Origin of the sequence: Burkholderia sp. LK4, from assembly GCF_001043615.1 — a bacterium.
Taxonomy (GTDB): domain Bacteria; phylum Pseudomonadota; class Gammaproteobacteria; order Burkholderiales; family Burkholderiaceae; genus Burkholderia; species Burkholderia cepacia.
The window spans coordinates 132193-158060 of sequence record NZ_LDUL01000047.1; the positions used below are offsets into that span (position 1 = coordinate 132193).

General features: G+C 66.6%; 20 protein-coding genes. 6 read left to right on the forward strand and 14 right to left on the reverse strand.

The window, feature by feature from the left end:
* Positions 1-31: 31 nt before the first annotated feature.
* The 4 genes from VK92_RS24085 to VK92_RS24105 form a co-directional block, all read right to left on the reverse strand.
* On the reverse strand, positions 32-781 hold the full coding sequence (locus tag VK92_RS24085) for an SDR family oxidoreductase (protein WP_048027719.1): 750 nt from the start codon (positions 779-781) through the stop codon (positions 32-34).
* Positions 782-1018: 237 nt separating this feature from the next.
* On the reverse strand, positions 1019-1426 hold the full coding sequence (locus VK92_RS24090) for a VOC family protein (RefSeq protein ID WP_027792704.1): 408 nt from the start codon (positions 1424-1426) through the stop codon (positions 1019-1021).
* A 321-nt stretch (positions 1427-1747) separates the two neighbouring features.
* Positions 1748-2662, reverse strand: a complete 915-nt coding sequence (locus VK92_RS24100; RefSeq protein ID WP_053077830.1) for a hypothetical protein — start codon at positions 2660-2662, stop codon at positions 1748-1750.
* Between the two features lie 526 nt (positions 2663-3188).
* Positions 3189-7523, reverse strand: coding sequence for a YadA-like family protein (locus VK92_RS24105; RefSeq protein ID WP_048027239.1), 4335 nt, complete (start codon positions 7521-7523; stop codon positions 3189-3191).
* 1143 nt (positions 7524-8666) lie between these two features.
* Here VK92_RS24105 and VK92_RS24110 point away from each other — a divergent pair.
* Complete coding sequence (locus VK92_RS24110; protein ID WP_042973870.1) at positions 8667-9473, forward strand: response regulator transcription factor; 807 nt, start codon at positions 8667-8669, stop codon at positions 9471-9473.
* 22 nt (positions 9474-9495) lie between these two features.
* On the opposite strand, the gene VK92_RS24115 is transcribed toward VK92_RS24110, so the two are convergent.
* Together VK92_RS24115 and VK92_RS24120 are read right to left on the reverse strand one after the other, a co-directional pair.
* On the reverse strand, positions 9496-11676 hold the full coding sequence (locus VK92_RS24115) for a TonB-dependent siderophore receptor (protein ID WP_048027241.1): 2181 nt from the start codon (positions 11674-11676) through the stop codon (positions 9496-9498).
* A 347-nt stretch (positions 11677-12023) separates the two neighbouring features.
* Positions 12024-13049: an AraC family transcriptional regulator gene (locus tag VK92_RS24120; protein ID WP_048027242.1), complete on the reverse strand. Its 1026-nt coding sequence runs from the start codon at positions 13047-13049 to the stop codon at positions 12024-12026.
* 352 nt (positions 13050-13401) lie between these two features.
* Between VK92_RS24120 and VK92_RS24125 the strand changes: the two genes are divergently transcribed.
* From VK92_RS24125 to VK92_RS24145, 5 genes are all read left to right on the forward strand, one after another.
* Entirely contained in the window at positions 13402-14649 is a 1248-nt protein-coding gene (locus VK92_RS24125; protein WP_048027244.1) for a dienelactone hydrolase family protein, read from the forward strand.
* 40 nt (positions 14650-14689) lie between these two features.
* Entirely contained in the window at positions 14690-15478 is a 789-nt protein-coding gene (locus tag VK92_RS24130) for an SDR family oxidoreductase (protein WP_048027245.1), read from the forward strand.
* A 64-nt stretch (positions 15479-15542) separates the two neighbouring features.
* The gene (locus VK92_RS24135; protein ID WP_048027246.1) at positions 15543-16781 is read left to right on the forward strand and encodes a styrene monooxygenase/indole monooxygenase family protein; all 1239 of its coding nucleotides are present in this window, start codon (positions 15543-15545) and stop codon (positions 16779-16781) included.
* 5 nt (positions 16782-16786) lie between these two features.
* The gene (locus VK92_RS24140) at positions 16787-17314 is read left to right on the forward strand and encodes a flavin reductase family protein (RefSeq protein ID WP_021158142.1); all 528 of its coding nucleotides are present in this window, start codon (positions 16787-16789) and stop codon (positions 17312-17314) included.
* 36 nt (positions 17315-17350) lie between these two features.
* Positions 17351-18307 (forward strand): SphA family protein, encoded by a 957-nt coding sequence (locus VK92_RS24145; RefSeq protein ID WP_048027724.1) that lies wholly within the window; start codon positions 17351-17353, stop codon positions 18305-18307.
* 340 nt (positions 18308-18647) lie between these two features.
* On the opposite strand, the gene VK92_RS24150 is transcribed toward VK92_RS24145, so the two are convergent.
* Genes VK92_RS24150 through VK92_RS24185 form a run of 8 tightly spaced genes read right to left on the reverse strand, consistent with a single transcriptional unit; the run spans position 18648 to position 25849 of the window.
* A complete protein-coding gene (locus VK92_RS24150; RefSeq protein WP_048027247.1) occupies positions 18648-19610 on the reverse strand; it encodes a type II secretion system F family protein in 963 nt (320 codons plus the stop codon).
* Positions 19611-19646: 36 nt separating this feature from the next.
* The gene (locus VK92_RS24155) at positions 19647-20624 is read right to left on the reverse strand and encodes a type II secretion system F family protein (protein WP_048027249.1); all 978 of its coding nucleotides are present in this window, start codon (positions 20622-20624) and stop codon (positions 19647-19649) included.
* 33 nt (positions 20625-20657) lie between these two features.
* Positions 20658-22025 (reverse strand): CpaF family protein, encoded by a 1368-nt coding sequence (locus tag VK92_RS24160; RefSeq protein WP_021158146.1) that lies wholly within the window; start codon positions 22023-22025, stop codon positions 20658-20660.
* Positions 22026-22043: 18 nt separating this feature from the next.
* A complete protein-coding gene (locus tag VK92_RS24165; protein WP_048027251.1) occupies positions 22044-23252 on the reverse strand; it encodes an AAA family ATPase in 1209 nt (402 codons plus the stop codon).
* Positions 23253-23274: 22 nt separating this feature from the next.
* Complete coding sequence (locus VK92_RS24170) at positions 23275-23718, reverse strand: TadE/TadG family type IV pilus assembly protein (protein ID WP_048027253.1); 444 nt, start codon at positions 23716-23718, stop codon at positions 23275-23277.
* The gene (locus tag VK92_RS24175; protein ID WP_048027255.1) at positions 23715-24248 is read right to left on the reverse strand and encodes a TadE/TadG family type IV pilus assembly protein; all 534 of its coding nucleotides are present in this window, start codon (positions 24246-24248) and stop codon (positions 23715-23717) included. The genes VK92_RS24170 and VK92_RS24175 overlap by 4 nt, the downstream gene beginning before the upstream one ends.
* A gap of 12 nt (positions 24249-24260) precedes the next feature.
* Positions 24261-25526 (reverse strand): pilus assembly protein TadG-related protein, encoded by a 1266-nt coding sequence (locus VK92_RS24180; protein ID WP_048027257.1) that lies wholly within the window; start codon positions 25524-25526, stop codon positions 24261-24263.
* Between the two features lie 26 nt (positions 25527-25552).
* On the reverse strand, positions 25553-25849 hold the full coding sequence (locus VK92_RS24185; protein WP_021158151.1) for a hypothetical protein: 297 nt from the start codon (positions 25847-25849) through the stop codon (positions 25553-25555).
* Positions 25850-25868 lie beyond the last annotated feature (19 nt).

The following is a 25868-nucleotide window of genomic DNA, read 5'->3' on the forward strand; positions in this document are numbered from 1 at the left end:
CGGCGCGACGCGCGTTTGCGCCGACGCGAACTCACTTCACGGCCGCATTGCCTCCGTCGGCGAACAGGGCCGAGCCGGTAACGAAACTGGCCATCGGGCTCGCCAGAAACAGCGCCGCGGATGCGATCTCGTCGGGGCGGGCGATGCGCTTCATCGCGTGGAGCCCGGCCGCCCATTCCTTCTGCTCGCGGTCTCCCCCCATCGCGGTGTCCACACCGCCCGGCAACAGTGCGTTTGCCCGAATCCCCCGTGCCGCGTAGTCCGCGGTGATGCCCTTCACCAGTCCCATCAAGCCGGCCTTGGACGCACCATACGCGGACATGCCGGGTAGCCCGACGCTGGTTCCGACGAAACTGGACGTGAAGACGATCGAGCCGCCGCCGCGTTCGAGCATCGCGGGAATCTGGTTGCTTGCGCCCAGGAAGGCCGCCGTCAGATTGGTAGACAGCGTGTGCTGCCAATCGTCGAGCGAGATGTCCGCGAGCGGTTTGAGCGGCCCGACTGTTCCCGCGTTGTTGATCGCGATGTCGAGACCGCCGAACTCGCGCAGCGCCGTCGCGACGAGCCTTCGATGCGTATCGGCGTGACAGACGTCGCCGGCGCAGGCGAACGCCTGCCCGCCGTGACGACGAATCTCGTCGGCCACCTCGTTCAACGTGGATTCGCTTCGCGCGCCCAATATGATCGACGCGCCATGCGCCGCGAACATCAGTGCGATCGCCCGGCCGATTCCGGTGGAGGCACCGGTGACGATGGCGACTTTCCCTTCGAGTAAGGTCATCTTCTTCACATCCCGTGAGTGAGGTCAGTCACGGCAATGTAGGCGACCGTTTGCAGGCAGGCACTCCGTTTCTTGCTGTTGAAGTCCGGTGCGACGGCATCGCGGGTGGTGCGGCACGGCCATGTCGCGCGCTGCGGCGATCCGCACGGGATGGAGATGCGCAGCCTTCCCGCCCTGCACGGTCATTGAAACGGCGGCCCGCGCCGGCACCCGAACGCCGTATGACGCTTGCCGGCGTCAGTCGTCGAACGTGCCTTGATATTCCGGTGCGGCATCCGCGCGCGTGTTCAGCTCGAACATCACGCCGCCCGGCGCGCGGCAGAAGAAACGCGAACCGCGCCCGTTGTTGAAGACGTCCGTCACCATCTCGACGCCCTCTTCCCTGAAGCGTTCGAACAACGTGCGAACGGCATCGAGGCTCGGCAGTTCGAACCCGACGTGGAAATTCGTCGGCCACGCGGTCTCATCGTCGCCGGCGTGATCGATCACCACGTCGAAGCCCGGGCGCTTGAGGATCCAGGATTTGTCCCAGCTTCCCGCGATCGTGAAGCCGAGGTGCCGCTCGAAGAATCGGGCCGTCGCCAGTGTGTCGGCGGAGGGGAAGCTCAGGTGATTGAGCTTCATGGTTTGCGTCATGGCAGTCATTGCGAGTCTCCGTCATGCGTCGATCGGCGGAGGCCCCATGCCGTTCCGCCCGACGCACCCAGAATACGAGCCGCGGCTCGCATTCGACAATTCGCATTCGCCGCCTGGCTCGACAGCGCGCGAACCCGCGAGCAATCGCGGATTGGGGCGCGGTTGCGAGCGCTGCAGATCGCGCCATTCGCATTTGTATTTGTCCGCGATCTGGCTGAACCACATCACTTTCAGCAGCCGCCCACCTTGTTTCTCGAGAGAGCCATCTCCATCGGATCCTCTTTCCGGACAGGTGGAACCATCGTTGAAAGCGACATGCCCCATGCCGCCCTACGTCTTCGCCGCTTCGTAAACCTTCGTCTTCTGGTTGAACCGGTATTCGACGACATCCGCGGCGCCGTCGGTCTTTTTCCGGCCGGCGTTGTCGATGCCCGTCCCGTTCATTGCCACGCGAAGGCGCGGCCAGTTCCTGCCGTCTGCCGGCAGGAACGTCAGCGTCGACGAGCCTTCCACGCACGGTATCCGGTTGCCGGTACCCGCGGCATCGCATGCCGCGCCGCTATCGTTGCCGCGAAATACGTTACCGGCATAGGTCCAGTCGGTATCGTCAGGATTGCTTGACGCATCGGTGCGCCGATAGACGAACATGCCGAACGACTTGATCCGGGTATCGGAAGCCAGGTGCCAGGTCGGCACGGCCAGCACGATCCGCCCGTCCGGCAGGGTCGTGCTCACGGCGGATTCGTTGTCGTCGATCGCGTCGGCCTTCTCGTCGCGGCCAAACTCGCCGATCGAGCGTTCCGACTCGACCATGTTCCAGCCGGCCACGCCGCCGTCCGTGATCCATTCGAAGGTCGCCTCCGTGATCGTCACCCTGGCATCGTGCGCCGGCTCGGCGGTGTTCTCCTGTTCGGCGTACTTGTTCGGCGTCTCGTAGGCGAAGCCGGTGAAGTAGTGGCCGCCGTTCAGGTCGAACGCGTGGCCGTACCAGTACGTGGCCTGGCTTCCATTGGCGATCTCCATCGTCGCCTCGCCATGCGCGTCCTTCTGGTAAATGCCCTCCAGCACCTGGCCCGGCCTGGGCGGCACGGGCGAGTCGCGCCCTTCGCGCTGCGAGGTAACGGCCTGCGTCGCCGACGCGGCCGCCGGCTGCGCATTCGATGCGGTATCGGCCTGGCCGGAACGATCCCCGCATGCCGCGACCAGAAGCGAAACGACGGACAGCCATGCAACTTTCCCGATCATATGCCTTTACCCCGGATGCGTCTTCAAGTGACCCGATGCACGGTCACGGGTGCATCAATTGATATCGCCGTTCGATACCGGTTGCCCGGCCGATCGATTCGGGCGCCGGTTCTCTTGTCGAACCCACGGCGCGGATTGTCCGGGCGCTAGCGGCACCTGCCGCCATAACCGGCCGGCAAAACCGATGGCAACGCGACGCGCTGCGCGGGAAGCATCCTGTTCTCGGGTTTCATCGTTTTCATGTTTCGTTGTCGGCGCCCATACGGGACTGGAAGGCGTGCTCGGACACGCTCAATGCGGAACGCATTGCGCCAGCGCCGATTATCTCGACAATCGGCGAATCGATCATCCATCGAAGGCATCGCCTGCCGGACAGGCCCGGCATAACCACACCGCTTTTCGCGACGCATCAAGCGTCGACGGCCCGGGGTCGACAGACTCACCCCGGGCCACGGATCTCCCGTCGGTGTCGGGCATCACGACCGCTGCCCGACACCACCGTTAGATCGATACTGCGCGGACAACGTCAGAACTGGTAACCCGCGCCCACCACCGCGCCGAAGTCCGAACGCGTGTTGCCCGTCACCGACGCCTTGACGACCCAGCGGTTGCTTTCCGTCACGTACGAGTACCCGGCGGCGAAACCCTGCTGGCCGTGATAGTTCGACGTCGCCGCCGAGACCATCGAGCGGCCCGCGCCCGTCGGTTGCGGCAGGCCGGCCACGGCCATTGCCGATGCCACGCCGCCGTACATGTCCTTCTTCAGGTCGTTGAACGAGTTGTACACCTGGCCGATGCGCTGGTCGGTGTAGCCCTTCGCCTGCGACGTGGCGGTCGACAGGTTGTCGTTCAGCTGCTGCACGTTGACCGCGTCGGTCGGCGCCGTGCCGGCCGCGACGTTCGTGACCTGGCGCTCGCTGCCCTTCGCACCGACCGAGAACGAGTTGTCGCGATCGGCGACGGAGCCCTGGCCGACCGCCACCGCGTTCTTGCCGGTTGCGGTTGCCGTCGACCCGATCGAACCCGCATCGGCACGTGCGATCCACGTCGTGTTCGCATCGGTCGCCGCCGCGCGGATCTGGTCGTTGGCCGCCGCGTTCTTCAGCGCGTTGTTGAACTGGCCCATGTTGACCGCGTCGTTGTCCTTCACGCCCGCCGCGACACCGGTCAGCACGCGGTCGCCCGACGTGCCGGAGAAGTTCACGCTGGTGCCGCCGGTGTCCTTCCCGACCGTGATCGCGCCGTTCGGGTCCTGCTGCTGCACGAGGCCGGCCTTGCCGTTCGCGATGTTGTTCACGTTCCCCTGCAGGTTCGTGATGTCGGTCGTGTTCTTCGCGACTTGCTGGTTGGTCGCGTAGAGCTGCGAGCCGTTCACCGCATCCGTGCTGGTTGCGCTGAGCGTGCCGGCCTGCACGTTGGTGATGCGCGTGCCACCCGCGCCACCGAGCGTGATCGAGCTCTTCGACGCGTCGTCGTACTGCACCGCGAGCGCACCGAGCTGGTTGAGGCTCGACTGCACGCCCTTCAGCTGCTTGACGTTCACCGCGTCGGTATCGGCGGTGCCCGCGGCGACGTTCTTCAGCACGACGGCCGCGTTCGCGTCGCCGCCGATGAGCGATACCGAATTCATTCGGTTGCCGTTCGCGTCGACGTCGTACTTGACGACGTTCTTCACGGCCTCGCCCGCCTGGTTGGATACCTGCGTGATCTGCTGTTCGAGCGACGACTTCACGCCCGACAACTGGCCGCCGTTCACCGCGTCCGTGCTGCCCGCGGCGACGTTGCCGTCGGCCACGTTCGTCAGCTTCGTCGGTGCACCGCCGCGCGCCGCGTTGTAGGCACCGAGCGTCGGGTCGAACTGCAGCGCATCCTGCTGCAGCCCCGCGATCGCGGCCGTGTTGCCCGCGATGTTCGTTTCGGCATTGCCGATACGCGTTTCGTGATTCTCGAGCGTCGTCGTATTGTTGAGAACACGACCGTCGAGATTCGTGAGCGCGTCGCCGACATTGTTGAACGAACCGCCGCCGACCTTATAGTCCGGCGCGCTGATCGAGCCGTCCGGATTCGCCGTCGCACCGCCGCCCAGCGCGGCCGCCGTGCCGTCGGTTGCACGGCGCAGTTGCGCGCCGTTCACAGCATCCGTGCTGCCGGCCGCGACGTTGCCTTCCGCGACGTTGGTCAGGCGCACCGGGCTCCCGCCGTTGCCCGCGCCGAGCGAAACCTGCTTCTTGCTCGCGTCGTCGTACTTCACGGCGAGTGCGTCGAGCTGGCTCGTGCCGTCCTGGATCGCCGCGTTCAACTGGTCGACGTTGACCGCGTCCGTGCCGTTCTTGCCGGCCGCGACGTTGCCGATGCGTTGCGGGCCGTTGCCGCCGTGGCTCGCGTCGTAGGTGCCGAGGTTCGCGTTCCACTGGAGCGCGTCCTGCTGGAGCGCCGCGATGTTGCCGGTGTTCGTCGTCACCTGGTTGCCGAGCGTCGTCACGTTGTTGCTGACGTTCGTAATCGACTGGTTCAGCGTATCGGTCGCCTTGCCGAGCTGGCCGACGTTCACGGCGTCGCTCGCGGCAGTGCCGTCCGCCACGTTGTGCAGGCCGACCGGCGACTGCGCGCCCTTGCCGCCGAGCGTCACGCCGCTGTGCGCGTCATCGTCGTACTGCACCGCGTTCTTCGTCGCGTTGCCGATCTGGTTGTTGATCGACGTGCTCAGGTTGCCGAGCGTCGTATTGATGTTGTTCGTCACGCTCGTGCTGAGCGACGACAGGCCGCCGTTCAGTTGCCCGACGTTCACCGCGTCGGTGTTCGCGACACCGGCCGCGACATTGTGCAGCGTCGTGCCGTTCGTGCCGGCGAACGTCACCGAGTCGAAGCCGCTCTGGCCGTCGTACTTGACGTTGCGTGCGTCAGCCGCCTGCAGGTTGCTGATGTTGGTGGTCGCCGTGCTCAGCGATGCGTTGATGCCGGTGACGTTGCTCTGCAGGTTCGTGATGTTCGACGCGGCGGTCGAGATCGACGATTGCAGCGGCGCGATGCTGCCGTTCAACTGACCGACGTTGACCGCATCGGTGTCGGCGACGCCGGCCGCGACGTTGCCGATGCGTTGCGGGCCGTTGCCGCCGTGGCTCGCATCGTATGCGCCGAGGTTCGCGTTCCACAGAAGCGCGTCCTGCTGGAGCGCCGCGATGTTGCCCGTGTTCGTCGTGACCTGATTGCCGACATTCGTGATCGACTGGTTCAGCGTATCGGTCGCCTTGCCGAGCTGGCCGACGTTCACGGCGTCGCTCGCGGCAATGCCGTCCGCCACGTTGTGCAGGCCGACCGGCGACTGCGCGCCCTTGCCGCCGAGCGTCACGCCGCTGTGCGCGTCGTCGTCGTACTGCACCGCGTTCTTCGTCGCGTTGCCGATCTGGCTGGTGATCGACGTGCTCAGGTTGCCGAGCGTCGTGCTGAGGTTGTTCGTCACGCTCGTGCTGAGTGACGACAGGCCGCCGTTCAGTTGCCCGACGTTCACCGCATCGGTATCGGCGACACCGGCCGCGACGTTGTGCAGCGTCGTGCCGTTCGTGCCGGCGAACGTCACCGAATCGAAGCCGCTCTGGCCGTCGTACTTGACGTTGCGTGCGTCGGCCGCCTGCAGGTTGCTGATGTTGGTGGTTGCCGTGCTCAGCGAAGTATTGATGCCCGTGACGCTGGTCTGCAGGTTCGTGATGTTCGACGCCGCCGTCGAAATGGACGTCTGCAGCGGGGCGACACTGCCCTTCAGCTGGCCGACGTTGACCGCATCGGTGTCGGCGACACCGGCCGCGACGCCGCCGATCGTGGTGCCGTTGCTGCCGTCGAGCGCGATCGCCGCGTGCGAATCGTCGGTGTATTTCACGACGTTCTTCGTCGCCGTCACGATACTGGTGCTGAGGCTGTTGCCCACGCTGGTCACACGCTGGTCGACGTTCGAAATCGTGGTCGACAGCGAATTGCCGACCGACGTCACGCGTGCGTCGACGTTGGCGATGCTCGTGCTGAGCGTGCCGTTCACGTTCTTCAGCTGCTGGACGTTGACGGCATCCGTATCGGCCGCGCCCGCCGCGACGTTCTTGAGCTGACGCTCGGCGCCGATCGCGCCGAACGACACCGCGCCGCCGACCGGCGCGGCCGTGCCGCCGAACACCGGCGTGCCGCCGTTGTTGGCGCCGACGCTGCCCGAGCCGATCGCCACCTGGTTGTTGTCGTTCGTCTGCGCGCCCGCACCGATCGCCACGGATTGCGTGCCGCCGGCGCGCGTCTGTGTCGCCGCGTCGTACGACGCGCCGGCCGACACGCCGTCGCTCGAGGTCGGGTTCGCACCGCCGATCGCAACCGAACGGTCGCCGCTTGCCAGCGCCGAGTGGCCGAGTGCGATCGAGCTCGTGCCGCGCGCATCGGCGACGTTGCCGAGCGCCATCGAGAAATCGCCGACCGCGGCCGACTGGCGGCCGACGGCGAGCGACGTATTGCCTTGCGCGACGGCTACCGTGCCGATGGCCGTGGCCGAGTTCGCCAGCGCCTGCGAACCGACGCCGATCGCAATCGCGCCGCCGCTGCTGGTGCCGCCCTTGCTGCTCGCATTCGACTGGTCGCCGATCGCGATCCCGCTGGTACCGGCCCTGGCGTTCGTCCCCATCGTGACGTTTGCCGTGCTCACCGCCACGTAGCTTCCGCTCTTGGTCGACACGCACAGCGGGTTCGTCCCGTCGATGCACTGGCCGTTCAGCGCGTTGTCCGGGTTGCCGCGGTCGACGAAGTTGTCCGCATGCGCGGCCCCCGCGATCAGGACACCTGCGCCTGTGAACATGGCGGCGGCAAGCGCCGAAATCTGCTTCCTCTTCATGGTCTTCTGCTCCGTTTTGTAGCGTCTGGTTTGTATACGGACTACTTAATTTTCTTGAAGGATTCAGCTGCGATTACGACTGCAATTACGATTACGACTTCAGTGCGGAACCCGATTCCGATGCCCGGCCCGAGCGTGCCGAAGACGACACGCATCGCCCGCCCGTAGCGACGGGACGTTCGAAATCCCGGGCACGCCGTCGGTGTGACGGCCCGTTCCGTTAATTCGGTTAATGCATTAGGAATGCATATCGTTTGATATGGGCGAACTCGCCCATCGACTGAATCCGGAGATTCAACCGCCGTTATGGACACCCCTGATTTGATGTCGCGCCGACCGCGACCAACCCCGCTTCTCTTATTTCATCGACGGCAACCGGACGTGCGCCCGAGCGCTACGGACATGCGTTCGGATGAGCATCAATTGATGCCACGCCCCCGAATCACGCAACGTCCGTCACGCCCCTCCGTGCCTTGTGCTGCCCCGTGCAACCCTGCATTCAAAGTTCGGACGAATTATGAGACACGCATCTGAATTATTGAAGGCGACATTCTTTATAGATTGTAAAATCCAATACATTCAATAAGTTGCGTGAAAAACTCGCACCTCGCAAACGATTTCGTGGCGCCAAAATTAATCCAGATGTTTTGTCGGGCGGACAAATGCTTTGCCGAAACGGATTAAAAATAAATTCCGGCGAAAATATTTCCGCAGAAAAACCGCCGAGCCGCACGATCGCGTGCGGGCAAGAATGAAAATGGCGGAAATGGACAGGCATCAGGTGCGATACCGCTCACGCAAATCACAATACCTGATGAAGAATCATAAAATCGGAATGAAGCAAATAGAGTCAATGCGTCTGGCAAGAATCGAAATATCCCCCTACAATTCGGCTCGCATCGACACGGTCGGCCGCGCCCTTTTCCACGCGCGGCGACGGCAAAGCTTCGCGTCCTTACCGGATCAGCGATCAATACAAGCAACACCGGGTATTACGCCGACCAGTCGTCTGTCGCGCGGTTTGCGCGAAATCCGAATATCGATGCGCTTGTGCGTTGCCATAGAGCAGTTTCCAACGATTATCCGAACCGGGCCGGCCACCCGCAGGAACACAGCCAGCAGCCATTCCAGAACAGGTGCACGATGCATCCATCGACCTCCGTATTGGGCGACGCTCATATCCTGATCGTCGACGATCAGCCCGACCAGCTTCGCTTGCTGATCGACATCCTGCGCGGCACCGGGTGCCGGATCAGCATTGCATCCGACGGGCTGCAGGCGTGCCAGCGCGCGCAGGCGCTCATGCCCGACCTGATCCTGATGGATGTCCGGATGCCGCGCATGGACGGCTTCACCGCATGCCGGCTGCTGGCCGCCGATCCGCTGACGTGCGCGATTCCGGTCATCTTCCTGACCGTGGCGGGCGCGTTGCACGAACGCCTCGAGGGGTTCGAGATCGGCTGCGTCGACTACGTGGTGAAGCCGTTCGAGCCGGCCGAAGTGCTCGCGCGGATTCGCGTGCAGCTCGCGCGGGCGACACGTGAGCGGCCCGTCGACACGGAAAGCGTGTTCGTGACCGGCAAGGACGACGACATCATCGTGCGCGCGGCCATCCGCCACCTGGCGCGGACGCTGAACGATCCGCCGACGGTGGAACAACTGGCACGCGCGGTCGGCACGCATGAAAAGCGGCTGTCGCGGGCGTTTCGCGACAATCTCGGCCAGACGGTGTTCGAGTATCTGCGGCACGAGCGGCTGCGGATCGCGCAGGATCTGCTGGATTCGACGTCGCTCAGCATTGCCAGCATCGCGAAGGAGATCGGCTTTTCCACGCCGGCGAATTTCGCGACCGCATTCCGCGAACGTTTCGGCCTCACGCCGACCGAGTGGCGGCGCCAGCGCCACGCCGGTGAACGCGCCGCGCGCCGGGAGCCGCAACGCGACGCGTAGGACGCGTTCCGCGCGCTCGCGCCTACCAGTTGTATTTCGCGCTGGCGAGCACGGTCCGCTCGTTGCCGAACACGCACACGTTGTACGACTGGCAACCGCTGACATAACGCCGGTCGAACAGGTTCGCGACGTTCAGCGCGAACCGCCAGTGCGGCATCTCGTAGTGCAGCGCCAGGTCGACCAGCGTCACGCTCGGCACCGTCAGCGAGTTGTCGGGCGCGCCCGCCGACGCGCTCTGGTAACGCACGCCGCCGCCGAACCCGAGGCCCGACAGCGCGCCCGCGCGCCAGGTCCAGTCGGCCCACATCGAAGCCATCTGCCGCGGCAGCGGCACGGCCACCGGCCAGTGGTTCAGCGACGCGTCGTTCGCCTGCACGTTCTTGACGTCCTGATGGACGTACGACGCGACGATCGACAGCTCGCGGGTGACCTTGCCGACCGCGCTCAGCTCGATCCCGCGCGAGCGGACCTTGCCGGTCTGCACGGACGTCGTGCCGGTCGGGTCGAGATTGACCGGCGTCGGCGTCGCGACGTTGGTCTGGTCGATCTGGTAAAGGGCCGCACTCAGCATCAGGTTCCGGCCCGGCGGCTGCCAGCGCAACCCGGCTTCCGTCTGCGTGCCGCGTGTCGGCTTCGGCAGCCCGCCGCCATACAGCCGCACGCCGATGACGGGATCGAACGACGTCGAATGGCTCACATACGGCGACAGCCCGGCGTCGCCCCGATAGGTGAGCCCGACGCGCCCGGAGAACGCACTGACGTCCTGCCGCGCCTGCTTGCCGGCCGTCCGGTCGTCGAACCGCGCATTGACGAAATCCTCGCGGCCACCGAGCGTCAGCGTCCAGCGCTTCCAGCGGATCTGGTCTTGCGCGTATACGCCGAACGTGTTCATCGCCGTGTACTGGTCGACGTGGCCGAGCGACGTCGGGCCGGAGAAAATCGCGTCCGTGACGGGCCGGTACACGGGGTGATACAGGTTGAGCGACGGCGCGATCGCAAGCCACACGCTGTTGGTCGTCGTCTGCCGGTCGTATTGCGCGCCGAGCAGCAGCGTATGTTCGAGCGGCCCCGTGCCGAAGCGGGCCTGCGCGTGGTTGTCGATGTCGAGCCGGCTATAGTTGAGCTGGAACAGCCCCGCGGTACGCATCATGTTGGTGGTGCTGCGGGGCGCGAAGCCGTTGCCGAACACCGTCGCGTCGTCGAGCGACAGGTGCGACCAGCGCACGTCCTGGTGCAGCGACCAGATCGCGTTCACGCGGTGCTCCAGCGCGTAGCCGAGCGACCACTGTTTCTTCCGGTAGTCGTTGAACCCGGGGTCGCCCATGTAGATGTCCTGCGACAGGCGGCCGTTCGGGTTCGGCAGCACCGTGCCCGACGCGGGCAGGAAGTTCGACGAAATATCGCCGCTGTCCTGCAGGAACGTCGCCGAGAGCGTCAGCGACGTGTCGGCGTTCGGCCGCCAGCGGAACGACGGCGCCAGCGCGACGCGACGGTCGCCGTTCGGGCCGGTTTCCGCGTTGCCGTCGCGCGCCACGCCGACGAAGCGATACGCGTACCGGCCGTCCGGGTCGAGCGTATCGCCGACATCGACCATGAATTGCTTGCGCGCGTCGTTGCCGATCTGCACGCCGGCTTCACGGACGCGTTCGCCGTCGGCGAGCTTCGTGTGCGCGTCGACGATCGCGCCGGGCTCGCCCGCGCCGTACAGCACCGACGTCGGCCCGCGCAGCACCGCGATCGAGTCGATCGTGTACGGGTCGACGCGCCAGTCCGCGATCACGGCCGTATGCGGCGCGGCCACGCCGTCGACGTACAGCGTCGGCGTGAAGCCGCGCAGCGCCGCATACGAGTCGGTGCGGCTGTCGGCACCGAACGTCGCGAATCCCGGCACGTAGCGCAGCGCCTGGTTCAGGTCGGTCGCGCCGGTCATCTCGATCTGCTGCGCGGTCACGATGTTGATCGTCTGCGGCACTTCGGCCACCGGCGTGTCGGTTTTCGTGCCGGCCGTGGTGCGCAGCCCGACGAGCCCGCTCGACGAGCGGTCGCCCTTCCCCGTCACGTCGATCTCCGGCAGCACGGCCGCCGGCGGCGCCGCTGCCGCACCCGATGCCTGCGCGTGCGCGCCGCCCGCTGCCGCCACGTACAACGCGCCTCCGGCGGCGATCGCCATCGCGCGTTTCGCCGCCCCCGTCCCCGTTACCATCGTTCCATGCTCCGTCGTGCTGGTGGCCGATTCGACCCGATCGCGGCGCGATCTCGGCGCGACGCAGCGCCGGCGCCCGCCCTGTGTTGTCATGCCGGCGATGCTGGTTGCGCGCGAGTCGGCATGCAACGGCCAATGGCGTCGTTCGCGAGCGCAGCGATCATACCGGGCGAACGTAACGGAGTCTTTAAAAAAGTGCGCCGGCGGGAAAAGCCGGCGTCTGGCGCTTTGGAGGCGGGGCCGGCGCGGGATCGATCCATGCGGCGGCCCTCGTGGAAGGCGGGTGAAAGACAGCAACGCCAGGCTGCATGCGCCCCGGGAGCGGCCGTGGGCTGCCGCCGGAGGGTCTAAACGCGCACGCGCCGCATCCTGAGCGTCGCCGACGGCGACTCGCCGAACGCCCGCTTGTACTCGATCGCGAACCGCCCGAGGTGCGCGAAACCCCACTTCAGCGCGATGTCCGTCACCGATGCGAGCCCCGGCGACTCGTCGGCCAGCAGTTCCTCGCGCACACGTTGCAGCCGCAACTGCCGCACGAAGCCCATCGGCGTGATCCCGTGGCGATGGCGGAAGCCGGCGAACAGCGTGCTCGGGCTCACGCCGGCGAGTTCGGCGAGCCGCTCGATCGTCAGCGGCTCGTCGAGATGGGCGCGGATGTAATCCTCGACGCGCCGCACATAGAACGGCGCGAGCGCCACCGGCAGGTGCCGCGTGCCGTTGCGCGCGCTGTTCGGGTGGCCGTGCAGCAGCAGGTTGAGCAGCGTCGATTCGAGCGGCTCGAACGCGAGCGGATGACGCAGCGGATGCGCGTCCGTCGCGATCGCGCCGGCGAGGACCGGCAGCAACTGCGCGAGACACGCCCCTTGCGACGACGACAGGCTGAATGCCGGTTCGAATTCGACCGGCGCGCGCCGGTCGTCGCCGAAATGCCGCTGCGCATGGCGCTCCATCACTTCGCGCTCGATGCGCAGGATGACTTGCGGGCACGCGTCGCCCCAGCGCATCTTCAGCGGCAGCGTCGGCGAGATCAACGACGCGGTGCCCGGCGACGACACGAAACGCGCCGATCCGCACTCGATCTCCGCGTCGCCGCGCAACGGGATCTGCAACAGGAAGAAGTGCTCGAGCGGCCCGGGCTCGATGCTGACCCCGCCGCCGTAATCGAGCAGGTTCAACGACAGGTTGCCCCAGCGCGCATGATGCATGCAGCTGTGCAGCGCGCGCGACTCGCCGGTCGGCGTGAGCCGGTGCGGCTTGAAGACGTCGGCGACACGCGCGCGCACCTCGTCGACATCGTTCGACTGCAGCAGCAGGTTGTCGTGATTGAAACAGGCGGTGTCGTCCAGCCAGCCCGTTCCGGAAAATTGCGCCATCGATGTTCTCCCGTCATGCTCGGTTGCACTCGCGCCGTGCATGCGTTCCCGGTGTGGGGGCATTCGCCGCACGATCCGGATAGCGCCCGGAGTATCCGGACAGTCCGGCCGCCAAAGCACGCAAGTCCCGCGCAAACGACGCAAGAAACGGACCGTTCGCGCATCGTAGAAAACTGTGCGGGCTTTCAGCATCCGCACATACCCGCAGTCGGCCGCGCGCCTGCCCACGCGCGGCGGCCGGTGCCGCAGGTTTCCGGAATTCGCGGATACCGGCCGAAGAAAGCGGATAGAAGCGCACGTTTCGTCCGCCAATACTGGGCTCGTCGCAGCAATGAATTCAACGGAGGGACAGATGAAAGGACGTCACATCGAGATTCCGTCGCCGGACGGCGGAACGTTTCGCGCCTACCTGAGCACGCCGGCCGGCGGCAAGGGGCCGGGCATCGTGCTGTGCCACGAGATCTTCGGCGCGAACGCGACGATGCGGGAAGCCGCCGACTACTACGCGGAGGAAGGTTATACGGTGCTCGTGCCCGACCTGTTCTGGCGCCAGGCGCCGGGGATCGAGCTCGGCCATGCGGCAGCCGATGTGGAGCGCGCGATGGCCCTGTATCGCGAATTCGACGAGGACAAGGGCGTCGAGGACATCGGTGCCGCGCTGGACGCGCTCAGGCAGCAGCCGGAATGCACGGGTGAAGCCGGCGTGCTCGGCTACTGCCTCGGCGGCAAGCTCGCCTATCTCGCCGCGTGCCGGCTGCCGGGCGTGGCCGCGGCGGTCAGCTACTACGGCGTGGGCATCGAGCAGGCGCTGGACGAGGCCGCGCACCTGCAGGGCCGGCTCGTGCTGCAGATCGCGGGGCTGGACCGCTTCTGCCCGCCCGACGCGCAGCAGCGCATCGCCGACGCGCTGTCCGGCCGCGACGGCGTCGAAGTGTATGTGTACCCGGGCGTCGATCACGCGTTCGCCCGCGTCGGCGGCGATCATTTCGACAAGGCCGCCGCGGTCATGGCCCACCAGCGCGCGATCGCCGCGTTCCGCGCCGCGCTCGGCCCGCACTACGACCTGTCCACACTGTGGGAAGCGCATCTCGAACACGAATTCGCCACGCGCAACGTCGATGCCACGATGGCGACGATGGTCGCCGAGCCGTACGTCAACCATGTTCCGACGCTGACGGGCGGCGTCGGCCACGACGAGCTCAAGCGCTTCTACACGCATCACTTCGTGCATGCGAATCCGCCCGACACGACGATCACCCCGATCTCGCGCACGATCGGCGCGAGCCAGGTCGTCGACGAGCTGCTGTTCTGCTTCACGCACACTACCGAGATCGACTGGATGCTGCCGGGCGTCGCGCCCACCGGCAAGCGCGTCGAGATTCCACTCGTCGCGATCGTCAAGTTTCGCGGCGACAAGCTCTATCACGAGCACATCTACTGGGACCAGGCGAGCGTGCTCGTGCAGATCGGCCTGCTCGATCCGGCCGGCCTGCCGGTCGCGGGCGTCGAGACGGCCCGCAAGCTGCTCGACGAAACCGTGCCGTCGAACGGCCTGATGCGCCGCTGGCAGGACAGCGAGCCGTCGACGGGTGCGCACTGACGCGCCCCCTCCCTCACCCCACGATTCACGGAGACACCCCATGACTGCCCTTGCTGGCAAAGTCGCGATCGTCACCGGCGGCGCCACGCTGATCGGCGCTGCGGTCGCGCAGGACCTGAGCCGCGCCGGTGCATGCGTCGCGATCCTCGATCTCGATGCGGACAACGGCGCGCGCGTCGCGGGTTCCCTCGGCGACAAGGCGATGTTCGTCGCGCTCGACATCACCGACGATCGCGCGATCGAACGTGCGATATCGGCCATCGTCGAGCGGTTCGGCGCAATCGACGTGCTCGTCAACCTCGCGTGCAGCTACGTCGACAACGGCATCCAGGCGACCCGCAACGACTGGCTCGCCGCGATGGACGTCAACGTCGTGTCGGCCGCGATGCTCGCGAAGGCCGTGCATCCGCACATGGCCCGGCGCGGCGGCGGCGCGATCGTGAACTTCAGCTCGATCTCGGCCGAGTGCGCGCAGACCGGCCGCTGGCTGTACCCGACGTCCAAGGCGGCGATCCGCCAGCTCACGCGCAGCATGGCGATGGATCTCGCGCCCGAGCGCATTCGCGTCAACTCGGTATCGCCGGGATGGACGTGGTCGCGCGTGATGGACGAGCTGACGCACGGCGACCGCGCGAAGACCGATCGCGTCGCCGCGCCGTTCCACCTGCTCGGCCGCGTCGGCGATCCGTCCGAGGTCGCGCAGGTCGTGACCTTCCTGTGCAGCGACGCGGCGAGCTTCGTGACAGGCGCCGACTACGCGGTCGATGGCGGTTATTCCGCGATGGGCCCCGAACAGGCGGTGCCGGCCATTCCGCGGCTCGCGGAGTGACCGTTTCCCGCCACACCTTCCCGCAATCATTCCGGCCGGCCTCCGGCCTACCAAGGACAACCCCATGAGACGCATCGCCATCGTCGGCGCCGGCCAGTCCGGCCTGCAACTCGCCTTCGCCCTGCTCGGCCAGGGCTATCACGTGACGCTCGCGACCAACCGCGACGCCGAACAGATCCGCACGGGCAAGGTCATGTCGAGCCAGTGCATGTTCCATACCGCGCTGCAGATCGAGCGCGACCTCGGCCTGAACACCTGGGAGGAAGCGTGCCCGTCCGTCGAAGGAATCGGCATCGCGGTGCCGCATCCGGACGGCGGCGGCCGCAAGGCGATCGACTGGTCGTCGCGGCTGACCCGCTATGCGCAGTCGGTCGACCAGCGCGTGAAAATGGCCTACTGGCTCGACGGCGTGCGCCGCCGTGGCGCGGACGTGCGCATCGGCGACATCGGCGTGCCCGAACTCGAGGAACTGGCGCGCAGCCACGACCTCGTGCTGCTCGCGGCCGGTAAGGGCGAGATCGTCAACTTGCTCGGCCGCGACGACGCGCGCAGCGCGTTCGACCGCCCGCAACGTGCGCTGGCCCTCACCTATGTGAAAGGGATGACGCCGAGCCAGCCGTATTCGCGCGTGCGCTTCAACCTGCTGCCCGGCATCGGCGAGTATTTCGTGTTCCCCGCGCTGACCACGACGGGCCCGTGCGAAATCATGGTGTTCGAAGGCATTCCGGGCGGCCCGCTCGACTGCTGGGCCGACGTGAAGACGCCCGAGCAGCATCTGGACCGGAGCCTGTCGTTCCTGCGGCAATACGTGCCGTGGGAATTCGAGCGCTGCCGCGACGTCGAGCTCACCGATCCGAACGGCACGCTGGCCGGGCGCTTCGCGCCGACGGTGCGCAAGCCGTTCTTCCGGCTGCCGTCGGGCCGCACGGTGTTCGGGATGGCCGATGCGGTGGTCGTCAACGATCCGATCACCGGGCAAGGCTCGAACAACGCCGCGAAATGCGCGAACGCATATTTCGATGCGATCGTCGCCCGCGATGCCGCGCCGTTCGGTGAAGACTGGATGCAGCAGACGTTCGAAGGCTACTGGGCCTATGCGCAGCATGTCGTGCGCTGGACCAACTCGCTGCTCACCCCGCCGCCGCCGCACATCCTCGAACTGCTCGGCGCGGCCGGCCAGTTGCCGTCGCTCGCCGCGGCGATCGTCGACGGCTTCGACGATCCGCGCCGGTTCTCGCCGTGGTGGTTCGAGCCGTCGGCCTGCGCGGCGTTCATCCGCGAACACAGCGCACGTTCGGAGTGACCGGCATGGAAACGATCGCTACCGCCCCCCCGACCCTCGACCCGATGCAGCTGCGCGCCGCGTTCGGGCAGTTCCCGACCGGCGTCACCGTGATCACCACGTGCGCGGCCGACGGCCGCAAGGTGGGCCTGACCGCCAATTCGTTCTCGTCGCTGTCGCTCGATCCGCCGCTCGTGCTGTGGAGCCTTCGCAAGCTCGCGCCGAGCCGCCCGGATTTCGTCGCGGCCACCCATTTCGCGATCAACATCCTCGCGCACGACCAGATCGACCTGTCGCGCCGCTTCGCGACGCCCAGCGCCGACAAGTTCGACGGCGTGCCGCATGCGGATTCGGAAGCCGGCGGCGTGCCCTGCCTCGACGGCGCGAGCGCGCGCTTCGTGTGCCGCAACGTCGGCCACTACGAAGGCGGCGATCACCTGCTCTTCATCGGCCAGATCGAACAGTTCGACGCGTTCGGCAAGGCGCCGCTCGTGTTTCATGCGGGCCAGTATCGTGCGATCGCCGATCATCCCGATCTTTTTCGCACCGTTTGATTAGTTATACAGATAAATAACCAGGAGGTGGTGAACATGAAATTCGGCTCTCGCCTGCTCGTCGTCGCGGGCCTCTCGATCGCCGGCATGGCCGCAAGCGCGCCGGCCCGCGCAACCGACCTGCCGGCGGTCAACCTCGGCATGACCAGCTTCCTCGACGGCATGCCGCCGGCCGGCTCCGGCTGGTACGGCACGCAGTACCTGCAGTACTACACGGCCGGCCGCGTCAACGACAACGCGGGCAACAAGGTCGGGTTGCCGAAGCAGGACATCGACCTGTTCGCGGGGCTGAGCCAGCTCGTCTATCAGTCGCCGCTGACGTTCGCGGGCATGCATCCGGGCCTCGACGTGATCCTGCCGTGGATCGCGTCGGCGCGGACCGACGACGGCATCGGCAACGTCGCGCTGAATGCGCGTGCCGGCTTCGGCGACCTGCTGATCGGCCCGTTCGTCCAGTTCGACCCGGTGATGGGCGCGCAAGGCCCGCGTTTCGCGCAGCGCGTGGAATTCCAGTTCATCGCGCCGACCGGCGCGTACGATCCGTCGCGTGCAATCAACCCCGGCAGCCATTTCTGGTCGTTCGATCCGTACTGGGCCGCGACACTGTGGCTCACGCCGAAATGGACCGTGTCGTGGCGGCTGCACTATCTGTGGAACACGACCAACCATCGGCCGGCCACGTCGCTCGGCCCGGACGTCACATCGACGCAGGCCGGCCAGGCGATCCACGCGAACTTCGCGACCGAGTACGAGGTGCGGCCCGGCCTGCGGCTGGGGATCAACGGCTACTGGCTGCGACAGACCACCGACATGAAGGAAAACGGGCAGGACGTGCCGGGCACGCGGGAGGCCGTGTTCGCGATCGGCCCGGGGGCCATGTACAGCTTCTCGCAGCAGGATCACCTGATGTTCAACGCATATTTCGAGACCTATGCGCGGAACCGGCCGCAGGGCACGCGGATGGTGCTGCGGTACGTGCATCACTTTCAGTGAGGGCCGAGACCGGGCGAATGGCGGCTGTGCCCCCCGCGCGCACACCGGTCGTGATCCGCGACCTCCGCTGCATCGCGTACAACGTGATGCCGGCAAACTTCGCCGGCATTCAGGTTAGCAGTAGGGGGCAGCCGATCAGGCGGTGGACTACGGCTAGTTCCATGGCCGACCATGGGTCCAGGATGCATTGACGTCGCTATGGTCAACCTGTCTCGCGGCGCCGCCTGGGGAGGGAGCCTCCATGAAGCCTGTTGCCGTGCCGGCCGGCGGCGGTGGCCGCCCGGCACGCGAATCCTTCATCGACGTTTCCGCCGATCCCGGCGTAACGCCGGTTCGCCGCTTACTGCGACATCCCGACGAACGTCGGCAACAGCACGCGATAGACGTGAATCATCGCCGGCCCGAGCAGCACCAGCATCAGCGACGGAAAGATGCAGAAGATCAGCGGGAACAGCAGTTTCAACGCAATCTTCGCGGCCCGCTCCTCCGCGCGCATCCGGCGCCGCGTGCGCAGCATGTCCGACAGCACGCGCAGCGATTCGCTGATGCTCGTGCCAAAACGATCGGCCTGGATCAGCATCGCGCAGAACGATTCGATGTCCTCGACGCCGGTACGCAACGCGAGATTGCGCAGTGCCGTCTCCTTCGTGAAGCCGGAGCGCATCTCGAGCAGCAGCAGGTCGAGTTCGCTCGAGACCACCTCGCTGCTGAACCGCAGCTCCTCGCTCACCTTCATCAGCGCCGCGTCGAGCCCCAGCCCCGCTTCGACGCACACCGTGAGCAGGTCGAGCGCGTCCGGGAAATCCTCGAAGATCTTCTGCTGGCGCACCTTGATCCGCTGCGACAACACGATGTTCGGGATGTAGTAGCCGATCCCGGCGAGCACGACGAGGATGACCGACAGGAGTTCGCGCTGATCCCCGAGCCGGGTCGTGATCAGCACCAGCAGCGCCGCGCACGGCACGGCGAGCGCGAGCATCGTCTTCGCGGTGAAGTACAGCGCCGCCGCGCTCGGGTTGCGCCAGCCGGCGTTCATGAGCCGGATGCGCAGCGGCGAATTCTCCCAACCGTCCTTCGGCACCGACAGCCTGGAGATCGGGGTGGACAGCTCCACCAGCTTCGCGACCCAGCGCGATGCCAGGTCGTCGCTGTCGCCGGGGCCCGTGCCGGCGCCGCCGGCCTGCTGGATCCGGCGCTGGATATTGCGCGGCGCGAACAGCAGCATCCCGATCAGGGCGCCGCCGGCCACGAAGATGAACAGGCCGCCCAGCATCACGGCGTGGACTACGCTCAGGTTTTGCATGACAGTCTCGCTACGGTTCGTTATTCAGCTCACGCGTCAGACGCGAATCCGGACAATGCGGCGGATCCACAGCAGGCCAAAGAGCATCGTCACCAGCATCGTGCCGACCATCCTGATCCCGGCCGGATCTTCCCAGAGCACCGACAGGAACTCGCGGTTCATCACCGCGATCGCCCCGGCCGTACCGAACGGCAGCAGCCCGAGGATCCACGCCGACAGCCGCCCTTCCGCCGACAGCACACGCACCTTGTCGAACAGCTTGAAGCGCTCGCGGATCAGCGCGGAGATGCTGTCGAGCAGCTCGGCCAGGTTGCCGCCGGTCTCGCGCTGGATCAGCACCGCGATCACGAAATAGCGCAGGTCCTGCACCGGCACGCGGGTCGCGAGATTCATCAACGCGTCGTGCAGCGACACGCCGTAGTTGACCTCGTCGAACGTGACCCGGAACTCGCCGCCCATCGGATCGGGAAACTCCTCGCTCACCATCCCGAGCGTGCTCGTGAACGAATGACCGGAACGCAGCGCGCGCGAAATCATGTCGCAGATGTCCGGCAACTGCCTTTCGAGCTTGCGCATCCGCCGCCGGCGGGCGCGCATCACGACCATCGCCGGCAGGCATCCGGCACATAGCGCGATCGGCAGCGCAGCCAGCTGCGGCAACGTGGCGAAACTCAGCGCGACCCACGCGATCGCCGGAAACACCGCGCTGAGCACGATCAGCTTCGACAGCGTCCAGTCGAGGCCCGATTGCTGGATCAGGAGATCGAGCGCCTGCACGCGCGGCACGCGCAGCAGCAACTGGTCGAACGGCTTCGACTCGTCGAGCATCCGTTTCTTCAGGATCGACAGCCGCTCCTGCTGGACGTTGCCGCCGGCCGACATCGCGCGAATGCGCGACTCGATCCGGCGCGCGGCAGCGCCGTGCCGCGCGTTCCACCATTGATAGGTGCCTTCGATCGTCAGCACGACCGCGACGAACATGAGAATCACAAAGGCGTAAAAGATCGTGTTCATGAGGTCTCCCCGGCGGTTAGCGGCGCCATGTCGTCAGTTCGTCTCGTAACGCTGCGACGGGTCGTACAGCGAATCCGGCAGGTTGATGCCGAACGCCTGCAGCCGCTCGACGAACTTCGGCCGCACGCCGGTCGCGCAGAAGTGGCCGCGTACCGAGCCGTCGCGGTCCACGCCCGTGCGCTTGAACGTGAAGATCTCCTGCATGTTGATGATGTCGCCCTCCATCCCGGTCAGCTCCTGGATGCTGACGATCTTGCGCTTGCCGTCCGTCAGCCGCGCCGCCTGCACGACCACCGAGATCGCCGATGCGATCTGCTGGCGCATCGTCTTCGGCGGCAGCGTCAGGCCGGAGACGCTGATCATGTTCTCGAGCCGCGTCAGCGCGTCGCGCGGCGTGTTCGCGTGGATCGTCGCGAGCGAGCCTTCGTGGCCGGTGTTCATCGCATTGAGCATGTCGAGCGCTTCGGCGCCGCGCACTTCGCCGAGGATGATCCGGTCGGGGCGCATCCGCAGCGCGTTGCGCACCAGCGTGCGCTGCGTGATCTCGCCCTTGCCCTCGATGTTCGGCGGGCGCGTTTCGAGCCGCAGCACGTGCGGCTGCTGCAGTTGCAGCTCGGCGGCGTCCTCGATCGTCACGATCCGCTCGTTGCGCGGAATGTAGCCGGACAGGATGTTGAGCAGCGTGGTCTTGCCGCTGCCGGTGCCGCCCGACACCAGCACGTTCACCTTCGCACGCGACAGCGCATCGAGCAGTTCGGCCATCGGCGGCGTCAGGCTGTGGTAGCGCACGAGGTCGTCCATCTTCAGCGGGTTGACCGCGAAGCGCCGGATCGACATCAGCGGCCCGTCGATCGCGGACGGCGGGATGATCGCGTTCACGCGCGAGCCGTCCGGCAGGCGTGCGTCGACCATCGGGCTCGATTCGTCGATGCGGCGCCCGACGCGCGACACGATCTTCTCGATCACCTTCATCAGGTGCGCATCGTCGTAGAACGTCACGTCGGTCAGTTCGAGCTGGCCGGCGCGCTCGACATAGACCTGCCGGTACGTGTTCACGAGGATGTCGGAAATGCCGGGGTCGCGCAGCAGCGCTTCGAGCGGACCGAAGCCGAACATCTCGTCGTACACGTCGATCGCGAGCTGCCGCCGCTCGATGTCGTTCGCGGGCATCCGTTCGTCGTCGAGGATGCGCGAGATCAGCCCGGCGATTTCCTGCCGGACCTGATCCTGCTGCAACCGCGACAGGCGCTCCAGCTCGACGCGCTCGAGCACCGCCAGGTGAATTTCGCGGCGCAGCTTCTGGTACGCGTCGCGTACCGACGAATGCGCCGGGCCGGCCGGTTCGTTGCCCGCCGCCAGCGGCTGGGCCCGGTGCAACGACATCTGTTCGCGCAATGACATGATGGTTCCCCGAAAGATTTACATGGACTTGAGCTTCGGCGTGGCCTTGCGGCCGAACAGCCGGGACATCAGCGGTTCGCTGTGCTTGGTGCCGCGCCCCACGCGCACCTCCCCTTCGACGAGCTGCTTCGCGTATCCCTGCAGCGCACGCGCGACCGTCGTGCCGCGCGCGAGACGCGACACCGGGTGGCCCTGGTTGATCGCTTCGAGCACGGTGTCGACATCGTCCGGAATCGTGCAGGCCGCCTGCAGGCCGAGCACTTCCTCGAGCGCGGTGCGGGTCCGGTCGCTCGCGCGCGTCGCGCGGTTCAGGACGAGCCGCATCTGGTCGGTCGAATAACCGAGCGACACGAGGATCTCCAGCAGCCGGCGGCCCGCACGCACGTGCGGCATCGCGGGTTGCATCACGAGCTGGATCTGGTCGCTGCGATCGAGCGCGACCATCGACAGCGGATTGATGCAGACGCCCAGGTCGAAGAGCACGAAGTCGTAGCGCGGCGCGGCGACGCCGAGGATCCATTCGAGCGCGTCCTCGCGCATCTCGGCGGCCTTGACCGGGTCGCCGGCGCCGGCGAGCACGTGGAAGTTCTCCGTCACGCGCGCGACGCTCGCATCGAGGAACGCGCTGTCGAGCCGCTCGATCTGCGCACACAGCTGCGGCAGCGTCGACGGCGGGGTTTCGTCGCTGACGAGGAACGCCGCGTCGGCGAACTGCTGGTTCAGGTCGATCAGCAGCACGCGACGCTTGAAGCCTTCCGCGATCTCGAAAGCGATGTTGCTGGCCGCGAAGCTCGTGCCGGCCCCGCCCTTGCACGACATGAACGACACGATCCGCGTATCGTCGGTGTCGCGCCGCGTGCTTTGCGCGGCCGCGCGTTCGAGCGCATTGCCGAGCGCCTGCAGGTCGAGCGGCCATTGCAGCACGTCGCGCGCGCCCGCGCGCATCGCGTCGAGCAGCACGTGCGGCGACGCATCCGCCGTCACGAGGATGCAGGTCAGCCCGGTGTGAACCCGGCAGATCCGCTCGATGGCCGCCAGCTCGGGCGCGTCGAGCGACGTGCCATCGACCAGCAGGATGTCGAACGCGTCGAGCCCGTCGGTGCGATGCTCGATCTGCGACGGCCGGCCGGTCGCGCGTGTGGCGCGATAGCGTCCGCAGTCGGTCACGAGGCGCGCGATCTGCGTGAGCCGCGCGGTATCGTCGGAAGCTACGAGGATGTTGATCATGTCGTGTGCCTCGCCTGTTCGATCAATTGCAGTTTGCACCGCCGGTCGCGGAAGTCAGGCTTTCGCGCGGCAGCGTCGTCGTGAACGGCGGCATCTTCACCGACACGTTCATGAACGGGATCATCGTCTTGACCGTGACGTTCGTGACGCTCACCGTCACGAACGCGCAGGTGTTCACGGTACAGCTCGCCGGCGAGTAGTTCACCGACACGTTCGCGTTCGACAGCAGCGGCAGCAGCGCCGTCACGCGTTTCGCGACACCGGCGGCATTGACGTCGCAGACCACCGCCGTGCGCGCACCGAGGCGCACGGCCTCGCTCGCGGTACTCCAGTAGAACAGCACGCGACCGAATTCGAAGATGCCGATCAGCAGCATGACCAGGACCGACGCGATGAGCCCGAACTCGACGATCGTCGAGCCGCGTTGGCCGCGCCGGCGTGACAGGGGGGCTGGGCGCGCGCTCATGACACTTGCCTCATCACGGTGACGATGTTGCCGAACGGGATCGACGTCAGCCCCGGATACGCGGGGATCGGCTGGTACGTGTAGCCCTTGATCTTCACCTCGACGACATTGATCGCACCTGTCGCCGAGCCGCTCGCCGCATTGTTGTTCGAGTCGTAGGTCGGCAGGTTCGAGAATTGCGCCGGGTCGGACGCGTCGCTGCAACCGGTCGTATGCTGCGCGTCGCAGATGGTCACCATCGACGTCGTGAGCCCCGGAACCAGTTCGGTGCCGGCCGAGCCGCACGTCGTGCTGCCGTAGACGACGAGGCACTGCGCCGCCGACACCGGATACGCGCTGTCGGTCGGCAGCCAGATCGACAGGTAGCGCGCCGCGTCGCGGGTCGCCTTGGTCAGCGTCTCGTACTGGTAGATCGCGCGGCCGAACTCGGCCACGCCGGTCGCGAGCAGGATCATCGGAATCAGCACGATCGCGAACTCGACGGCGGCCACGCCACGGGTGCGCGAACGGCGAAACGGGGGCCTTTTCATGATCGTCTCTCCCTATTGAACGAGCATCGGCACCTGGACCCCGGACGCGCTGCCGTCGCCGGGCAAGCCGTGCGTCGCGCACGGATTGTTGCCGGAGACCGACGAGCCGAGGTATTCGAGGTGCGCTATGACGGGGCCACTGCCCGAGCTGAACGGCAGCGGATCGAGCATCAGCACGCAATCCCATTGCGTCACGTGCACCTTGCCGCTGTTCCCCTTCAGCGACGAGCAGTCGCCTTCCGGCGCGAGCGCGACACGGCGGTCGCCGCCATAGGTCTGGTAGTTGCTCGCCGTGACGGTGCCGTTGGTGGAGATCCCGCTGCCCGACGGCGGCGCGCCGTCGCCCTGGTAAGGCTTGAAGTTCGAGCGGTCGGTCACGAACTGCGTGTACGCATCACCCTTGATGCCCGCCGTTCCGGGCGGCCCGTAGTTCGGGCCGACATACGCGTAGCCGGTGAAGTCGGGTTGGCCGCTCGAGCCGTTCGCGCCGTTCGTATAGATGCCGAAGCGCGTATTCCAGGCGCGGAACGACGCCGACTTCAGGCCGGTGGTGCCGAGGTCGGGCGGGCTCGTGATATTGCAGGTATTGCCCGACAGCTCGCTCGCGATGGTCGGCTCGTTCGTCGAGCCGTCGAGTGCCGCCCAGCCGAAGTTGCCGGGCCCGTAAGACGAACCGGACGGCGACGTGATCCAGTCGCCGACGTTGTAGGACGGCGCGCCCGTTGCCCGGCATACGAACACCGGGATCGCGCATGCCGTCTGGCCGCCGCCCACCGTCGCGATCGCGCTGGCCGACACGGTCGCCGCGTTCGCGATCTTGGTGCCCGGCAGCACGTTCAGCACTTCCATGAACCAGTGCGAGATGTTGCTCAGCGACGCGGTGCACTGCACGTACTTTACGTTCGCCGGCGTCGTGACCGAGTTCTTCGTCAGGAACGCATTGGTCAGCGAATCGCTGAACGTCACGTTCGTGTCGGTCAGCATCTTCACCGACTGGTTCTGGAAGAACGCGAAATTCAGGTGGCCGGCGGCGATGCCGTCGGCCTCGGCCACGGTCAGGCTGATGGCCCCGGTCAAGTCACGCGCAGCCGACAGCGCGCATGCATCGGCGCTGTTCTGCAGTTCGCTGCGCGTGACGTACAGCTTGCCGAGATCCAGCGCGAGGCCGACGAACCCGATCATCACCGCCAGTGCGAGACCGACGATGATCGCGACGGCACCGCGCTGGCGATGCAGGCTGCGACGCATGACTTTCGGATAGCGGGCTGCGCTGTTCATGGCTTTTCTCCCTGAGCGTGCCGTCGTTACTGGGTGGCCTTCCCGATGCCGATCACGAATGCATTGGCGGGCGGATCGACCTGCTTGAACGACTTTTCGTAGTTGTCGAGCGCCGATGCCGCCGCGCCGCCGTCGACCACCGTCGTCGCGGCCGCGTGTTCGGCGGCATGCGGATCGATGATCTGGGCCTGCGTCACGGCGCGGACCGATTCGCCGAAGCGGGTGTCCCACACCGGGGTCGACGACATGCAGCCGGCAAGCGCGAAGGCGAGCGGTGCGGCGAGCGCCGCGCGGCGCACGAATACGAGGTAGGCGGATTTCATGAGTGTCCCCTTGGATGGC

What these genes read in the sequence shown, in the direction of transcription:
- VK92_RS24105 (WP_048027239.1), bottom strand. Translation starts at nt 7,523, where the DNA reads ATGAAGAGGAAGCAGATTTCGGCGCTTGCCGCCGCCATGTTCACAGGC.
- VK92_RS24115 (WP_048027241.1), bottom strand. Translation starts at nt 11,676, where the DNA reads ATGGTAACGGGGACGGGGGCGGCGAAACGCGCGATGGCGATCGCCGCC.
- VK92_RS24145 (WP_048027724.1), top strand. Translation starts at nt 17,351, where the DNA reads ATGAAATTCGGCTCTCGCCTGCTCGTCGTCGCGGGCCTCTCGATCGCC.
- VK92_RS24140 (WP_021158142.1), top strand. Translation starts at nt 16,787, where the DNA reads ATGGAAACGATCGCTACCGCCCCCCCGACCCTCGACCCGATGCAGCTG.
- VK92_RS24125 (WP_048027244.1), top strand. Translation starts at nt 13,402, where the DNA reads ATGAAAGGACGTCACATCGAGATTCCGTCGCCGGACGGCGGAACGTTT.
- VK92_RS24160 (WP_021158146.1), bottom strand. Translation starts at nt 22,025, where the DNA reads ATGTCATTGCGCGAACAGATGTCGTTGCACCGGGCCCAGCCGCTGGCG.
- VK92_RS24130 (WP_048027245.1), top strand. Translation starts at nt 14,690, where the DNA reads ATGACTGCCCTTGCTGGCAAAGTCGCGATCGTCACCGGCGGCGCCACG.
- VK92_RS24175 (WP_048027255.1), bottom strand. Translation starts at nt 24,248, where the DNA reads ATGAAAAGGCCCCCGTTTCGCCGTTCGCGCACCCGTGGCGTGGCCGCC.
- VK92_RS24110 (WP_042973870.1), top strand. Translation starts at nt 8,667, where the DNA reads ATGCATCCATCGACCTCCGTATTGGGCGACGCTCATATCCTGATCGTC.
- VK92_RS24135 (WP_048027246.1), top strand. Translation starts at nt 15,543, where the DNA reads ATGAGACGCATCGCCATCGTCGGCGCCGGCCAGTCCGGCCTGCAACTC.
- VK92_RS24150 (WP_048027247.1), bottom strand. Translation starts at nt 19,610, where the DNA reads ATGCAAAACCTGAGCGTAGTCCACGCCGTGATGCTGGGCGGCCTGTTC.
- VK92_RS24100 (WP_053077830.1), bottom strand. Translation starts at nt 2,662, where the DNA reads ATGATCGGGAAAGTTGCATGGCTGTCCGTCGTTTCGCTTCTGGTCGCG.
- VK92_RS24165 (WP_048027251.1), bottom strand. Translation starts at nt 23,252, where the DNA reads ATGATCAACATCCTCGTAGCTTCCGACGATACCGCGCGGCTCACGCAG.
- VK92_RS24180 (WP_048027257.1), bottom strand. Translation starts at nt 25,526, where the DNA reads ATGAACAGCGCAGCCCGCTATCCGAAAGTCATGCGTCGCAGCCTGCAT.
- VK92_RS24155 (WP_048027249.1), bottom strand. Translation starts at nt 20,624, where the DNA reads ATGAACACGATCTTTTACGCCTTTGTGATTCTCATGTTCGTCGCGGTC.
- VK92_RS24120 (WP_048027242.1), bottom strand. Translation starts at nt 13,049, where the DNA reads ATGGCGCAATTTTCCGGAACGGGCTGGCTGGACGACACCGCCTGTTTC.
- VK92_RS24090 (WP_027792704.1), bottom strand. Translation starts at nt 1,426, where the DNA reads ATGACTGCCATGACGCAAACCATGAAGCTCAATCACCTGAGCTTCCCC.
- VK92_RS24170 (WP_048027253.1), bottom strand. Translation starts at nt 23,718, where the DNA reads ATGAGCGCGCGCCCAGCCCCCCTGTCACGCCGGCGCGGCCAACGCGGC.
- VK92_RS24185 (WP_021158151.1), bottom strand. Translation starts at nt 25,849, where the DNA reads ATGAAATCCGCCTACCTCGTATTCGTGCGCCGCGCGGCGCTCGCCGCA.
- VK92_RS24085 (WP_048027719.1), bottom strand. Translation starts at nt 781, where the DNA reads ATGACCTTACTCGAAGGGAAAGTCGCCATCGTCACCGGTGCCTCCACC.